The sequence below is a fragment of the Metabacillus kandeliae genome (assembly GCF_021166585.1).
Classification (GTDB): domain Bacteria; phylum Bacillota; class Bacilli; order Bacillales; family Bacillaceae; genus Metabacillus_B; species Metabacillus_B kandeliae.
In genome coordinates this window covers 212,645-227,795 of the sequence record NZ_JAJOZE010000002.1, presented here as the reverse complement: position 1 = coordinate 227,795, position 15,151 = coordinate 212,645, and the positions used below count along the sequence as shown (strand labels likewise).

Below are 15,151 nucleotides of genomic sequence, written 5' to 3'. Positions count from 1 at the left end.
ACAGCAAGGCTTTTTATTCAATAGGAAAGGGTGTCATCCAATATATCGGCGGATAGGTGAGTGCCGAAATCAAATTAAATCAAATGGTCATTCTGCAGTTGACATTATCTCGAATTCATGATATTTTTATTTTGAAGTAAAGATAACTTAATTCAAGATAAATGAAACTAACCATAAATCAGGAGGAATTCGACATGAATCATTTAAAAGGAATCCACCACGTAACAGCTATTACAAGCAGTGCTGAAAAAAACTATGAGTTCTTTACGTATGTACTGGGAATGCGGCTTGTGAAAAAAACGGTTAATCAGGATGACATTCAAACGTACCATTTATTCTTTGCTGATGATGTCGGAGGTCCTGGAACAGACATGACATTCTTTGATTTTCCGGGCATCCCGAAAGGCAGCCATGGAACAAATGAAATCAGCAAAACTTCTTTCAGGGTTCCGACAGATGAAGCGATTGAGTACTGGGTAAAGCGCTTTGACCGCATGCAGGTGAAGCACACGGGCGTGAAAGAGCAGTTTGGCAAAAAGACGCTTTCCTTCGCTGACTTTGATGATCAGCAGTACCAGCTCATTTCTGATGAAAACAATCAGGGTGTGGCAAGCGGCACACCTTGGCAGGACGGACCTGTTCCGCTGCAATACGCAATTACAGGTCTTGGACCGATTTTTGTCCGCATCGCCGAGTTCGGCTATTTTAAAGAAATGCTGGAAAAGGTGCTCTTGTTCAAAGAAATTGGCCAGGAAGATTCTTATCACCTGTTCGAAGTGGGCGAAGGCGGCAACGGTGCACAGATTGTTGTGGAACACAATGCCGTTCTTCCTCAGGCCGTGCAGGGCTTCGGCACTGTCCATCATGCAGCGTTCCGCGTTGAAGACCGCAGTGTGCTGGAAGAATGGATAGAGCGTATGGAAGGCTTTGGCTTCCATACATCAGGCTATGTGGACCGCCACTTCTTTGAATCCTTGTACGCGCGCGTGGCACCGCAGATCTTGTTCGAATTTGCTACAGACGGACCGGGCTTCATGGGTGATGAGCCATACGAAACATTGGGTGAAAAGCTGTCCCTGCCGCCGTTCCTGGAAAACAAGCGGGAGCAAATCGAAGGAATGGTGCGCCCGATCGATACAGTCCGCAGTGATAAAGTATTTATAAAAGAATAAGAATCGAAAGGAGCAGCCTCAGGGGCCTGCTCCTTTTTTCGTTTCCAGCAAGAATGGGCTTTCCTCCAATGAACTCTGCGCCGTCCCCTGACATAGGCTGTTGTGGAATAGACCATTACAGGTCTGATTCTGCTGTCTTTGTCCATGAAAATAACAGAGAATATAAAAATTTGGAGGTTATACTTTATGTACCAATACCAAAACGATTTGCAATCCCTGCAGCTTGGAGATTACCAGGCAGGCCAGCTTCAGACATGGGGCGGCCAGGGTTATGAAGATTCCCGCATCCTGATCGGCGGATTGTGGAGATGCTTCGGCTGTGCAGGTTGTGCAGGCTGCGGCGGCTGTGCAGGCTGTGTTGGATGCGCGGGATGCGGCGGATGCGCACGATGCGGCGGCTGCGGCGGATGTGCAAGATGCGGCGGATGTGCACGCTGCAGATAAGGAAAGAATGAGGAAAACCCCGCGGGAAGCTGCGGGGTTTTTTACATAGAGTGGGCGTTGTGAGAAATAGGGCGAACCCTTCAAATAAGGAGCCGGCGGCCTATTTAAATAAGAAGGGGGATCCGCAAATAAATGGGGAAGCCTGCAAATAAACGGCCATACCCGCATGGCTTCTCTGAAACCTGCAAGCCAGCAAAGCAACCCGCATGTTTCCTCAAAAACTTGAAAGCAAGCAAGTCATCCTGCATATAAATTTCCAAAACCTGCAAATAAAATTCAAATAGCCGCATATAAAAAACGAAAACCTGCACATAAAATCGCAAAACCCGCATATAAAGGGGGTTTTTCAACATCCAAAGCGTGTGAAAATCATTCAGAAGACATCATTTATCCCAAAAACGAGCCCCAATCCGTAACATACCGGACAATTTCTGCCGAATACATTCAAATGATAGAGGTATTTCAGTAAGGAGGGGCAGCATGGCCAATTTGAATCCTTCGGCGCGGCTGAAGGTGAACAGGGATACGCTGTATATCCCGGATCCTTCTGGCGGCGTTTATTTCCGCAACAATGAGAGCTCCTTTAAGATGGAGGGCAGTACGATTTCTCAGTGGGTCGAGAGGCTGATGCCGCTGTTTAACGGGGAGCGCCGTTTAGATGAGCTGACGAATGGTCTGACGCCTGCCTATAGGGAGCGGGTTTTGGAGATTGCAGAGGTGCTTTTGAAAAATGGGTATGTACGGGATACAAGCTATGACAGGCCGCATCGTCTAACAGCTCAAACCTTAAAAAGATATAGCTCACAGGTTGAATTTCTCGATGCCTTTGGCGGTTCCGGGGCGGCGAGGTTTGAGGAGTACAGGCAATCAAAGGTTCTGGCAGCGGGTTCCGGTCCTTTTTTTGTTTCGCTCATTTTCGCACTGCTTGAAAGCGGCCATCCTTCCTTTTCCTACCTAGTAACGGATTCTGTTCCTACAGACCGCGGCCGGTTAAATGAGCTTATATACGAAGCAGGGAGGCACGACCCTGAAGTCTCTCCTGAGGAGCTGAACTTTGAAGATTGGGAAAGTGCTGTTCAGCCGTTTGATGCCGTTTTGTACGTTTCGGGAGAAGGGAACATAGAAGGGCTGAAGGCGCTCCGTGATATTTGCCGGCAAGAGGGGAAAATTCTGATTCCCGCCCTTTTCACAGCGAATGCCGGAATGGCGGGTCCGATTCTTTATCCTGGAAGAAGCGGAGATTTGGAGAGAGCTCTCCAAACTCTTCAAACGAACAATTTTCTTGATGCTCCGGCTTCCTCGGCAGCCTCAGCGATGCTTGCGAATCTGATCGCTTTTGAGTGGCTGAAGGAAGTCACAGGGGTGAAGGACCGCGAGCAAAACCGCCAGTTCTATGTGCTGAATCCCGAAACTCTTGAGGGGCGCTGGCACTCCTTTTGGAATGAAGCGCACGGAATAGAGCGGTCAGGAGACTTGCTTCAATTTTTCAGCCGTCTCGCTTCATCGGAATACGGGGTTTTCCGCAAATGGGATGAGGGAAGCCTTGAGCAGCTGCCGCTTTCCCTGTGCAGGGTACAGCCGGTCAGTCCTGACGGGAGAGGGCTGCTTCCGGAGATAACCGTGTCAGCTATGACACATGAGGAGGCAAGGCGGGAGGCAGGTCTTTTAGGGGCTGAAGCCTTTGCCGAAGCACATACAAACGGCCATCATGCTTGCGGGGCAGGCGGGACATGGGAGGAAGCAGCCGCAAGAGGACTTGAAAAGTGCCTGCAGGCAACATTGCTGGATGAGCCGGCTGAGGCGCCGGTCTACCCTGTCGTGCTGAGAGAAGTGTCTGATGAAGAGTGCAGCTATTACCTGCAAGTCCTGAAGACAGCAGGCAGGGAGCCTGTTATCGGACTTGGACAGAAAATGTGCGGCTTTCCTGTGGTGTGGGCAGGGTCAGCTGAAGGCTGGTCGCGAAGCACAGGGCTGACGCTGACCGAGGCAGTCCGCAGCGCTTTGCTGAAGGAAGCGGAAAAACTGCAGCTCCATAGACAGGAGGCTCACGTGCTGAAGCCTTTTCTTTTGGAAAACAGTTTGCCGCTCAGCATCCCGTCCTGCAGCAGAGATGATATGAAAGAGATTCTCTCTCATGCGGAAGAGGTTTTAAAAGAAGAAGGATGGAAGCTTCACATTCAGGACGTCACGCCTGATCCAATTTTTCAGCATGGCCTTGCCGGAATTGCCGGAGTCAGCCTGCGAAAGGAGGGAGGAGAATGAGGCTTTCCATAAAAGGAAATGGGCGCTACGCTGAATTTGCCAAAGAGCATCTCTCCAGAGAATTCACCATTGTGCAGGAGGAAAAACCCGATGCCCTCCTCTTTCTGCAGGATTCTTGGGATGCAGCCGATTACGGGGAAGCAGCCAGAGAGATAGGAGTTCCTTTCATAACCAGCCATTTTTCTTATGGAGAAGGAGTGGTTGTCAAAGAGGGCTGTGCACAGTGCGCGGAAACGAGAAAGCTGATGGCGGGCCGCGACAGGGAACAGATGCACTTCTTAGCGGAAAGAACGGGAAACTCTCCTGAGGCATGGGCTGGCAGGAACGGCATGCTGCAAATGGTGCACCTGCTCCAACATGTGCTGAATCAACCTGAAGCAGGGACGCTCCATCTGATGAATTTAAAAACCTTCTCCCACTCCAAGCACCGCTTTCTGCAGGATCCTTTCTGCCCTGTCTGCGGAGACGTCCCGGAGGATACAAAAGAGGCAGCGGTCATCCAGCTGAAGGCAAATCCAAAAATCAGCACTGGCAGCTATCGTACAAGAACACTCCACGAACTGAAAGAAGTGCTGCCAAGGGATTACCTCGATTTCCGGGCTGGTCTTTTTAACGGGAAAATGGCTGACTTATCAACGCCTTATGCCGATGTGAGCGTGAACCTGCCGCTGTTTGGAGGAGACGAGGGAACAGCAGGAAGAACTTCCTCCTATGAAGTGAGCGAATTAACGGCCATTCTGGAAGGACTCGAACGGTATTGCGGCGTGGCTCCGCGCGGAAAAAAGACAGCGGTGCACTCTTCCTACAGGGAAATCAAGGATATCGCGCTTGATCCCCGCTCTGTTGGAATCCACCACCCGGAGGAGTATGAAAAGCCGGGCTTTCCATTCCGCCCGTTTGATCCTGAGCGCAAAATGAACTGGGTGTGGGGCTATTCTTTTCAAAAAAAGGAGCCGGTTCTGGTACCGGAGCTGCTGGCCTATTACAGTCTGGGCTGCGGTCATCAGGGCGGGTTTGTATATGAGACATCAAATGGCTGCGCTGTCGGAGGAAGCCTTGAGGAAGCGATTTTCCATGGCATCCTGGAAGCGGCAGAAAGGGATTCCTTCCTGTTAACCTGGTATGCGCAGCTTCCGTTACCCCGCATTGATCCGCGTTCGTCAGGCGATGATGAACTGAATCAAATGCTCGACAGGCTTCAGGCGGTATCAGGCTATGAGCTCTACCTTTACCAGTCTACAATGGAGCACGGCATCCCGAGTATCTGGACATTGATGAAAAATACAAAAGGGGAAGGGCTCAATTTAACATGTGCGGCAGGAGCCCATCTTGATCCGGTGAAGGCGGTCAAAAGCGCTGTGTTTGAACTTGCGGGCATGCTCGGGATGCAGGAGGAGCGGCTTCTTTCCAACAAGGAAAAATGCCTGGAAATGCTGAAGGATTCTTCCCTTGTGAGGAAGATGGATGACCACGGCATGCTTTACGGGCTGAAGGAGGCAGAGGAGAGGTTCAGCTTTTTAATGGATGAAACTAAGCCGATGCTGACTTTCGCAGAAGCTTTTCCGGAGATTCCGGTCCGCCGTGATCTGAGGGAGGATTTGGAGGATGTGATCAGCAGGCTGCACGAGCAGAACCTGGACGTGATCGTGGTGGACCAGACAGCACCAGAGCTTGCGAAAAATGGCCTTTATTGTGTAAAGGTTCTTGTGCCTGGGCTCCTGCCGATGACATTCGGGCATCACCTGCGGCGTATTGAGGGGCTGGAAAGAGTACTGAAGGTTCCTGCGCTCCTCGGCTACCGGAAAGAACCGCTTTTGCCGGAAGAGCTGAACCCTTATCCGCATCCGTTTCCGTAGAGGAGGCACGGCATGAACCTCGAGAAGTTTTTATACAACCTGCACTATGATACCGATCAGGCGTCGCCTCCGAACTGGCAGCCTGACTGGGAGGATGCGCCCCTTCCCTATAAGCTTTACAGAGGGCTTCCTGCTTTCCCGTTTACGGGTGATGTTCCGCTTTCTCTTCAGAAAAACGGGGAGCGGCATATTCCGGATTTTCAGCGGCTCGGGCAGTTTCTTTGGTACTCCTATGGCCTTTCAGAGGTCTCGCAGGTTATATATGAAGGAGAAGATCCAGGTGCATCAGAAGTGCACCAGTCACAGAGAAGATATCCCCCTTCAGGCGGCGGGCTTTATCCGAATGAGCTGTATGTGTATGTGCGCATGGCAGAAGTGCCGGAGGGCATCTATCACTATGACACTGCGCATCACAGGCTGCTGCTTGTCAGGGAAGGGAATGCGGATGAGTATCTTTCCAGCTGTCTCGGCCATGATGTGACATCCTGCTTTGCAGTCGGGTTTGTGTCAGCGGTGTTCTGGAAAAATTTCTTTAAATATAACGAGTTTTCTTACCGGCTTCAGGGGCTTGATGCCGGTGTCCTGATCGGGCAGATGGAAGAGACAGCAGACTATTTTGGTTTTTCTGCCTCTGTTCATTATCAATTTTTAGACAAAGCCGTGAATCATCTGCTTGGCCTTGATCCTATGGAAGAACGGGTGTATGCGGCTGTTCCGCTTTTTTTAGAAGCGCCGCAGGTAATGAAAGCTGATGCGGGCTCAGAGGAACTTTGTCAGGAAATTCCGCCTGTCAGGCCTGCCCGCTATGAACGGTCAAAGCGCATCCTTCCATACCCCGCCCTGCTTGAGACCAGTGACCTTTCTGAAATGGACCATAGCCGTTTTTTCACAACACTCCCTATGAGAAAAGGGGAATATCCAGCTGGGATACCTCTGCCGCCTGCTGGGAGGCTGCGTTATGACTTTGCGGAAGCTTGCAGAAACCGGTATTCGCCTGAGATGGACTTTCGCCTGGGGAAAATATCGCTGGGTACAGTTGGAGCTTTGTTAGGTGAAGCTTCCGCCGCTTTCCGGCATACAAATGATCTGGAATTGAGCGGCCGAACTTCTATGTATCTTTGCTGTTATAACGTGGAAGGTATCCGTAACGGCGCCTATCAATATATCATGGAGAGCCATTCTTTGAGGCTATTATCAGAAGGGGATTTTCGGTTTTATTTGCAGGAAGCGATGACACTGGATAACCTCAATCTCTATCAGGTGCCGCTCACTTTTCACATAGCAGGCGAGCGTTCGCATATGATTGATGAGCTTGGCTACAGAGGGTATCGTATTCAGCAGATGGAGGCCGGAATGATGACACAGAAGCTGCTGCTGGCGGCATCGGCACTCGGCATGGGAGGGCACCCGCTTCTCGGGTTTGATGTGAATGCATGCGACAGGCTGTACGATCTTCAGAGGGAAGGGAAAACCTGCCTCATCCAGATCCCGGTTGGACCTTATGAGAGCAGAATCTGGCTGAAAGGAAGCTTGAGGGGGTAGACTGCCCCCCTTTTTTAATGCAATACGATGGATACTGCACTGTATACGAGCAGTAATGCCATTAACATATTAAACTGCTTTCGGTAGACTGTTAGAAAGCGCTGAAAAACCGATCCGAACGTGCTCCAAAGAACGGTTGCGGCAAATCCAATAAAGGCAAGGAAAAAGGAAAATAAGAGCAGACTGCCGTTGGACGAGTAATAAGGAAGAATAAAAGCAGACAGGGCGGTAAGGCCGTATAAAATGCCTTTCGGGTTAATAAACTGCAAGACCATTCCGGTGAAAAAGGAGTTTCTTTTTTGATCCTCTTCACTGCCTGAACCAGGCTTGCTTTTCAAAATTTTATAAGCGAGATACAGCATGTAAACGGCACCGAGCAACGTCATCGCCATTTCCATTTTAGGCACAAAGTTTTTCAGCAGCAGGTTGAAAAAGCTGCACAGCAGCATCAGAACAAAAAAGCCTGCTCCGACCCCAAGGCAGAACCTCATCGTCCGCTTTAAGCCAAATTGATGGGCATTCGCCATTGCCATGATATTGTTGGGGCCAGGTGTAAACGAAGTTACAAATACATAAATTAAAAATGACAGAACAGACATAGATGTCCCCCTCTTTCGTATGTTAAAATGGATGATATGTACAAGATAACGGCTGAATGCGTTTGTTATATTGTATGACATGGTCGCTATATTGCACAAGTGAAAAGAGGGACATTTTTTGGAAGAATTAAATTTAATCGTCGCTAAAAATTTAAAAAACTATAGAGAAAAGAAAAAACTGAGCCTTGAGAAGGTATCCGAATTGACAGGGGTCAGCAAAACGATGATCGGGCAGATTGAAAGAGGGGAATCAAGTCCAACGATCAGCACGGTCTGGAAAATAGCGAACGGACTGAAGATTTCGTTTACCTCTCTGATCAACCGTCCGCAGCCAGAGGCCACATTGGTGCTGAAAAAGGACGTTCAGGTTCTTTCCGACGACAACGGGAAATACCGGGTATATCCGTACTTTCCATTTCAGGATGATAAAAAATTTGAAATGTACAGCGTGGAAATGGAGCCAGAGGGAAGCCTGGAATCAGAAGCCCACAGAGAAGGAACCGAGGAATACATCACCGTCTATCAGGGTGAATTAACCATTATGCTGAATCAGGACGAATACCATTTATCACAGGGGGACAGCATTCGCTTTAAAGCGGATAAGCCACATACGTATCACAACAAAGGGGAAGAAATGACCCGGCTGAATATGATGATTTATTATTTGGATTGAACTCTTTTCGATTGTTGAAAGGAGTTTTTTTATATTACTCATCAGTTTAGAGAATACAAAAAAGATAGCAAGCCTCATTTTACACATTTTTACATAGGAGGAAGTGAACGGGCTTGTTACAAAATGAAATAAGAAGCATACCCAAGCGCTTACCTCAAATGGTGCTTCAAGTCCTTATCTCCTATTTACCGTGACTTGTCCGTATTCCTGTTTCTTTTTAATGGAGCAAAAAAAACCTATATTTCAAAAATATGGTACAATTCAGAATAGGAAGTTTTTAGGACAGAGAGGGGAACATGGGAGTTGACGGAACAGCAAAAAACAAATGTTTCTGAGCACCGGAAGGCGAAAAAATCGAGACAGCTGCGCATTAATGTTTTATTTTTCGCCGTATTTCTTGTATTTACCGTCATGGTGCTTCGTCTCGGGCTGATTCAAATTGTAGAGGGCGAGCAGTATACGAAAGCTGTCACAAAGACAGATGCGAATGTGGCACAGTATCCTGCGCCAAGGGGTAAGATTTTCGACAGATATGGAAGAGTGATGGTAGATAACAAAAGCGTTGAAGCGATCACCTATACGGCGGAAAGCAAAACAAAGGCAAATGAAAAAGTGGCAGCGGCCAATGAGCTCGGAAGCCTGATCTCTATTCCAGTGGCAGCAAGCAAGCTGAAGGATAAGGATTTTCAGATTTACTGGACTGCGGCCTATCCGAAAATGGCTGTTAAGCTGCTAACGAAGGAAGAATTAAAGAAATCTCCCAAGGAAACGTACAAGCTTCAGCTGGAGCGGGTTCCAAAAGAGGAGATTGACCGGATGAAGCAGGACAATCATGTGAAAAACATCGTGGCCATTTTTAAAAAGTTTAACTCCGGCTATGCCTACGAACCGCAAATCATTAAGTCCAGCAACACTCCTCAAAGCAAAAAACCTGCCGATCTGCTGGATGAGACTGAGCTGTCAAGGGTGGCGGAATCGCTTGACAGGCTGCCTGGTGTTAACGTGATTACAGACTGGGACCGGGTTTACCCTTTCGGTGAAACGATGCGCAGCCTTTTGAGCGGCGTCACGACACCTGAACAGGGCATTCCGCTGGAAAGAAAAGATTACTTTGAATCTCTCGGCTACGCGAGAAATGACAGGGTAGGAAAAGGATATCTCGAGTCGCAGTATGAGCAGTTTTTAAAGTCTCATAAAATGAAGGTGCAATACGTGACAGACAGCAAGGGAAATCAAATTTCAGAAAAGGTTATCGATCCCGGCAGCAGAGGCTATGATTTGCAGCTGTCCGTTGATATGGAGCTTCAGAAGGAAGTAGAGAAAATTATTAAAGAAGAGATTTACAAGGGGAAGAACACGCAGTGGAGCAGTAATGTTTCAGGCGCCAACTTAAACAGTGCGTTCGTCGTTGTGATGGACCCGCATACAGGTGAGGTTCTTAGCATGGCGGGCAAGCAAATCACAAAGGGCAGCATCCAGGAATTTTCGCCCGGAACCTTTACGACCCAGTATCCGATGGGATCTGTTGTAAAGGGGGCTACCGTGCTGACGGGGTACCGGAAAGGGCTTAGGCATGGGGAAGTTCAGATTGACGGACCATTAAAACTAAAAGATACTCCTGTTAAAACCTCTCATGGCAAAAGATCGCTGGGACCAATTAACGATATTCATGCCCTGGAACAAAGTTCCAACGTCTATATGTGGAAAACGATGATCCGGATTGTGGGCGGAGGAGCATATTATCCAGAAATGAAGTTCCCGGCAGATCTAAATGATGTGCAATATGTCCGCAATGAATTCAGCCAATTCGGACTTGGCGTAAAGACGGGAATTGATCTGCCAAATGAATCGCGCGGCCAGCAGACAAAGCCGAGCCAAATGGGTAATCTGCTGGATTATGCCATAGGCCAGTTTGACACCTATACACCGCTGCAGCTTTCCCAGTATGTTTCGTCAATTGCAAATAACGGCTACCGGGTCCAGCCGCACATGCTGTCATCTGTGCATCAGCCAACAAACGATGCAGCAATCGGACCGATGATTAAAGAACAAAACACGAAGATTCTGAACCGGATCGATAGCACCCAAAGTGATATCAACCGGATAAAAGAAGGCTTCCATCTAGTTACAAAAGGAGCGAGTGGGACAGCGCGCACAGCTTTTAAAGGAATTGATGTATCCGGAAAAACAGGTACAGCGCAGACAAATATACATGGGAAATATTCAGAGAACATCAACTTTGTCGGATATTATCCTGCCTCCAATCCAGAGATCGCCTTCAGCGTCGTCGTGCCATACGGTTACAAATCGGGTGCGAATTTAAAGATTGCGGACAGAGTGGTGAGAGCCTATATCGCATTGCAAAAGCAATACAGCCAGGCAAGGGATCCGAAAGATGTTGTGTTTAAAGAAGATGCCAGCAGCAAAGAAGTGGATAAAGGGAACTAAGCAGAGGGTGAATGCGGGGGATTTTTCATGAATCAGAAAGAATATGAATGGGTTAGAAAAACACGTCAGCTCATGCTTAACTTTTGTGAGGATATTTCGGCAGAAGACTTTTCGAGAGAGCTGGACGGGTTTGGGACGACAAGCATCAGACAGACATTGATGCATACAGCAGACTGCTATAATGCGTGGATTGGTTCCTTTGTGCTTTTGGAAACAACGAACCCAATTATCCGGAATATGCAAGGCTTGGGAATAAAAGAGGTGAGGGAGCGTTTTGAACTGGCTGATTCCTATGTGAATCAGCTGTTTCAAAGTCTCGCTGAACGAATGGATGAGCCAATTGTCCGGCCTATTCCATGGAGGGAGAGCTCGGAGGAAATAACCGATACTCCTGCCAAACTTCTGATGCATACTGTCACCCATGAATTTCACCATAAAGGGCAAGTGGCAGCGATGCTCCGTCAAATGGGATACGAGCCGCCGAATACAGATATTTTAGGAGTGAAATAAATCACAAGAAATCCCTGCTTTCAGGGGTTTCTTTTATTTCTATCGCATCCTTCAGGTACTTTGTTAATGGAAGAGCCGGTTTTAAAGGGCAGAAAGCCCATCCGCCGATATATTGAAAGAAGTGCTCGATATAATTAAAAATCCGCCGATATCCAGAAGCAATCCGCCCATATGCGATATTAGCACGGGCTCTTTTATGAGCGATTATCTAAAAATAAAGGCAGTGCCATCTTTTAAGGCACTTAAAACCGGCCCTTAGTTAATGGAAGAGCCGGTTTTAATAGGTAGGCAGCTCTCAGCCAATTTTTGAGTCTGCATCGGATCTTTTTCTGAAGACCCAGTGATCGAAACGTGCGGAAAGCAAGCAGTATAAGCCCGATTTCCAGATTTTAATGGAAACCTCTGACCATTTTTTCTGCGACTGACTATAATGCAAAAGGACTGTTTTGCTTTAAGTCAAATATCAGAAGAAATGCAGGAGGAAAAATGCCAATTCAAAACCTGATTGTGAATGGAAGTTTTGAAACCGGGACACTGGCGCCCTGGACATTCTCAGGTGCGACAGTTACCACACTTAATGCCCATACGGGATCTTTTTCAGCAAGGCTGCAGGCGGGTGCCGTTTCGTATATTTCGCAAATTGTGCCGGCCGCACCGGGAAACAGCTATGAGTTTTTAGTTTCATTGGAAAGGGCAACAGATGCCCTCCCATCATCGCCAGTACAAATTGAGGTATTGTTTTTAGATGCGAGTTTTGGCCTGCTCAGCACAGGTTTTCTTATTACTATTCCAGAAGGACATATTCCTGCCTTTTCTGATGCATCGTGGCTGGAAGTCTATGAAACGACCTCTTTATCACCAGCTGGAACAGCATTTGCTAATGTATTAATCTATACTCTCCCAGCTCCAGGAACATCTGACATATTAGTTGACGATGCTGCCCTCCTTAATGTAAGCGGCACGGGATCTACGGGAGCAACTGGAAGTACGGGAGCAACTGGAAGTACGGGAGCAACTGGCTCTACAGGTCCAACCGGTGCTACCGGAACGGCAGGAAACACTGGAACCACAGGGCCAACAGGAGGAACTGGTGCAGCCGGAGTGACAGGAGAAACAGGAGCCACAGGTCCAACGGGAGCTACTGGATCAACCGGTTCAACAGGTTTAACGGGTGGAACCGGTCCAACAGGCCCAACAGGAAGCACAGGAGCTACAGGAAATACCGGAGCGACAGGTACAACAGGTTCAACCGGAAACCCAGGTCCAACAGGCCCAACAGGAGCAACCGGAAGCACGGGTCCAACCGGCCCAACGGGAGACACAGGTTCACCAGGTTCAACAGGAGCAACCGGAAACCCAGGTCCAACAGGTCCAACGGGAGCAACAGGAAGCACGGGTTCAACCGGTTCAACGGGAGACACAGGTTCAACAGGTTCAACCGGAGCAACCGGAAACCCAGGTCCAACAGGTTCAACCGGAGCAACCGGAAGCACAGGTCCAACCGGCCCAACCGGAGCAGGTGCAACAGGAGCAACAGGAGCAACAGGTGTTACTGGTCCAACAGGAGGAGCAACCGCTGTTAACCGAATCTACGTCGCCAATCAAAATTCAAATAACATTTCAGTTATTGATGGTGTGACAAATACAGTGATTGCAACCATACCAGGCGGAAATACACCTTTTGCAGTAGCTGTTAATTCCGCGTTAAACCGGGTTTATGTAACGAACGACGGGGAAGCAGATGTGTCTGTCATTAATGGAGCAAGCAACACGATTATTGCTACGATACCAGTCGGCACTAATCCAGATGGGGCTGCCGTCAATCCTTCAACAAATACTGTCTATGTTTCCAACTCTGGCAGTAATAATGTTTCTGTAATCAGTGCGCTCAGCAACACTGTTGTTGCTACTATACCAGTTGGGGCTGTACCTCAGTTAATAGGCGTGAATCCAGCCACCAATCGAGTGTATGTGGTGAATCTTGGAGGCAATAATGTTTCGGTCATTGATGGTGTAACAAACCTGGTAATAGCGACAGTTTCCGTAGGGCTGACTCCATTTGGAATTGCCGTCAATTCAAGAAATAACCGCATTTATGTGGTGAATACCGGCACTAACAATGTTTCAGTCATTGATGGTGCGTCCAACACTGTTGTGGCTACAGTAGCAGTAGGGTCCAATCCGTTTGTTGCAGGAATTGATTTGGCTCTTAACGAAATCTATGTGGCTAATGCGGGCGTTTCCAATGTTTCTGTCATCGACGGGGTATCCAACACCATTATTGCCACTGTGCCGGTGGGAAGCGGTGCTTCGGAAATAGCTGTTAACCAGCTGACAAACAGGGTCTATGTGACAAATCAATTTGATAACACCGTTTCAGTCATTGATGCTGTGACCAATACAGCCATTACTTCCGTACCTGTTGGTGACGGACCTACTGGGATAGATGTGAATCCTTAAATAAAACGGAAGGGCTGCCCTGATATTTCAGGGCAGCCCTTTCCATTATTTTCTTCGGGTTAATGCAATAACAATTACGGCCAGGATCACAAGAATCCCGCCAATCACCCAAGGCGTAGCCGATTGGGCATTCCCAGTCTTTTCAGGCGCTGGTTTTTCTGTGTGCTCATGCTGCTGAGTCTTTTTTTCCGCTGCCGGTGCTTTTTCTTCTTGCTTCGGAGCTTGTGCTTGTTCTTTTCTGTCTATTGTAAAAGAGATGGAGTCCTTCACGTTATGGCTGTCTTCCCCGATGATATCCCAGGAAAGCTGATAGGTGCCGTTTTTCAAGTCTTTTGGGATGCTGCCGGATAGCTTGCTGCCGTCAATTTTTTGATCTGTAACCGGAATGTCATTTTTACCGTCGCTGAGAGAAATTTTGCTTGTTTCTTCTACAGGTGTGTTAAATGTCAGCTGAATTTGCGAAAGTTCACCTGTTACTGTTGCGCCAGCCTTTGGGTTGGAATCTACGAGCTTTGAATGAGCGCTGGCTACACTTAAAAAAAGCAGTAAGAGTAAAAAGACGATACTGGCTGTTTTTTTCATTTTTAGAACATCTCCAATCTTGTTAGTGGTGGTGCATCTCTTTATGGTTTTGCGAGTCTGAATTCATTAGCGGCTGCAGGTCTTTTTTTGAGAGTTTGCCGATAACCAGCTGCTTTTTAGGCATCACATGCATGCTGCGTGCTGTAACGTGAGTTTGGATAAAATAAATGCCGTTTTTTGTGAATGTTTTTTTAACTTGGTACACGCCGTCTTTTACATGAGCGGCTTTTATTAATTCGCTTTTTTGCTTGCTTCCTGACTGCCAAATCTCAAACTCCACATCTTCTGCGTCATCGACATTTTTTCCGTCTTGGGCAACTTGAACCTTCAGAAGATTGGGCTTGTTCAATTCAATCTTGTCAGGAAGAAGGATGCTCGCTTCCACCGCTTTCGGTGTCTCAGTTTCACTCATGCTTGCTGAACATCCCGCCGCTGCTATCAGACAGCATGCCATTAAAATTCTTTTATACACAGCATCGCCTTCCTTCAGTTAATCCATGCATGGAGGCTCCCCTCCCAGACTCGCATTTCCTGATTCATCTTCATTATATTTTGATAGAAAGGAGAACTAATCACTCTTTAGAGTGATTTCACGGAGGGAGT

General features: G+C 47.9%; 12 protein-coding genes. 9 read left to right on the top strand and 3 right to left on the bottom strand.

Annotated features, from left to right (window positions below):
• The first annotated feature begins 194 nt into the window (after positions 1–194).
• The 5 genes from LRR81_RS08175 (at position 195) to LRR81_RS08155 (ending at position 7,276) form a co-directional block, all read left to right on the top strand.
• Positions 195–1,172, top strand: coding sequence for a ring-cleaving dioxygenase (locus LRR81_RS08175; RefSeq protein WP_231788855.1), 978 nt, complete (start codon positions 195–197; stop codon positions 1,170–1,172).
• 186 nt (positions 1,173–1,358) lie between these two features.
• On the top strand, positions 1,359–1,616 hold the full coding sequence (locus tag LRR81_RS08170; RefSeq protein ID WP_231788854.1) for a heterocycloanthracin/sonorensin family bacteriocin: 258 nt from the start codon (positions 1,359–1,361) through the stop codon (positions 1,614–1,616).
• A 480-nt stretch (positions 1,617–2,096) separates the two neighbouring features.
• A complete protein-coding gene (locus LRR81_RS08165) occupies positions 2,097–3,878 on the top strand; it encodes a bacteriocin maturation protein (protein ID WP_231788853.1) in 1,782 nt (593 codons plus the stop codon).
• Positions 3,875–5,734: a TOMM precursor leader peptide-binding protein gene (locus LRR81_RS08160; protein ID WP_231788852.1), complete on the top strand. Its 1,860-nt coding sequence runs from the start codon at positions 3,875–3,877 to the stop codon at positions 5,732–5,734. Before LRR81_RS08165 ends, LRR81_RS08160 begins: the two co-directional genes overlap by 4 nt.
• Before the next feature lie 12 nt (positions 5,735–5,746).
• Positions 5,747–7,276 carry a SagB family peptide dehydrogenase gene (locus LRR81_RS08155; protein WP_231788851.1) on the top strand — a complete coding sequence of 510 codons (1,530 nt, stop codon included), beginning with the start codon at positions 5,747–5,749 and terminating at the stop codon, positions 7,274–7,276.
• A gap of 14 nt (positions 7,277–7,290) precedes the next feature.
• On the opposite strand, the gene LRR81_RS08150 is transcribed toward LRR81_RS08155, so the two are convergent.
• On the bottom strand, positions 7,291–7,875 hold the full coding sequence (locus LRR81_RS08150) for a LysE family transporter (RefSeq protein WP_231788850.1): 585 nt from the start codon (positions 7,873–7,875) through the stop codon (positions 7,291–7,293).
• A gap of 118 nt (positions 7,876–7,993) precedes the next feature.
• Between LRR81_RS08150 and LRR81_RS08145 the strand changes: the two genes are divergently transcribed.
• The 4 genes from LRR81_RS08145 (at position 7,994) to LRR81_RS08130 (ending at position 13,966) form a co-directional block, all read left to right on the top strand.
• Positions 7,994–8,548, top strand: coding sequence for a helix-turn-helix domain-containing protein (locus LRR81_RS08145; protein WP_231788849.1), 555 nt, complete (start codon positions 7,994–7,996; stop codon positions 8,546–8,548).
• A gap of 303 nt (positions 8,549–8,851) precedes the next feature.
• A complete protein-coding gene (locus LRR81_RS08140) occupies positions 8,852–10,996 on the top strand; it encodes a peptidoglycan D,D-transpeptidase FtsI family protein (protein ID WP_231788848.1) in 2,145 nt (714 codons plus the stop codon).
• A 27-nt stretch (positions 10,997–11,023) separates the two neighbouring features.
• Complete coding sequence (locus LRR81_RS08135; RefSeq protein ID WP_231788847.1) at positions 11,024–11,506, top strand: DinB family protein; 483 nt, start codon at positions 11,024–11,026, stop codon at positions 11,504–11,506.
• A 486-nt stretch (positions 11,507–11,992) separates the two neighbouring features.
• A complete protein-coding gene (locus LRR81_RS08130; protein ID WP_231788846.1) occupies positions 11,993–13,966 on the top strand; it encodes an NTTRR-F1 domain in 1,974 nt (657 codons plus the stop codon).
• A gap of 45 nt (positions 13,967–14,011) precedes the next feature.
• On the opposite strand, the gene LRR81_RS08125 is transcribed toward LRR81_RS08130, so the two are convergent.
• Positions 14,012–14,548, bottom strand: coding sequence for a copper resistance CopC family protein (locus tag LRR81_RS08125; protein WP_231788845.1), 537 nt, complete (start codon positions 14,546–14,548; stop codon positions 14,012–14,014).
• Between the two features lie 22 nt (positions 14,549–14,570).
• The gene (locus LRR81_RS08120) at positions 14,571–14,960 is read right to left on the bottom strand and encodes a FixH family protein (protein ID WP_231788844.1); all 390 of its coding nucleotides are present in this window, start codon (positions 14,958–14,960) and stop codon (positions 14,571–14,573) included.
• Positions 14,961–15,151 lie beyond the last annotated feature (191 nt).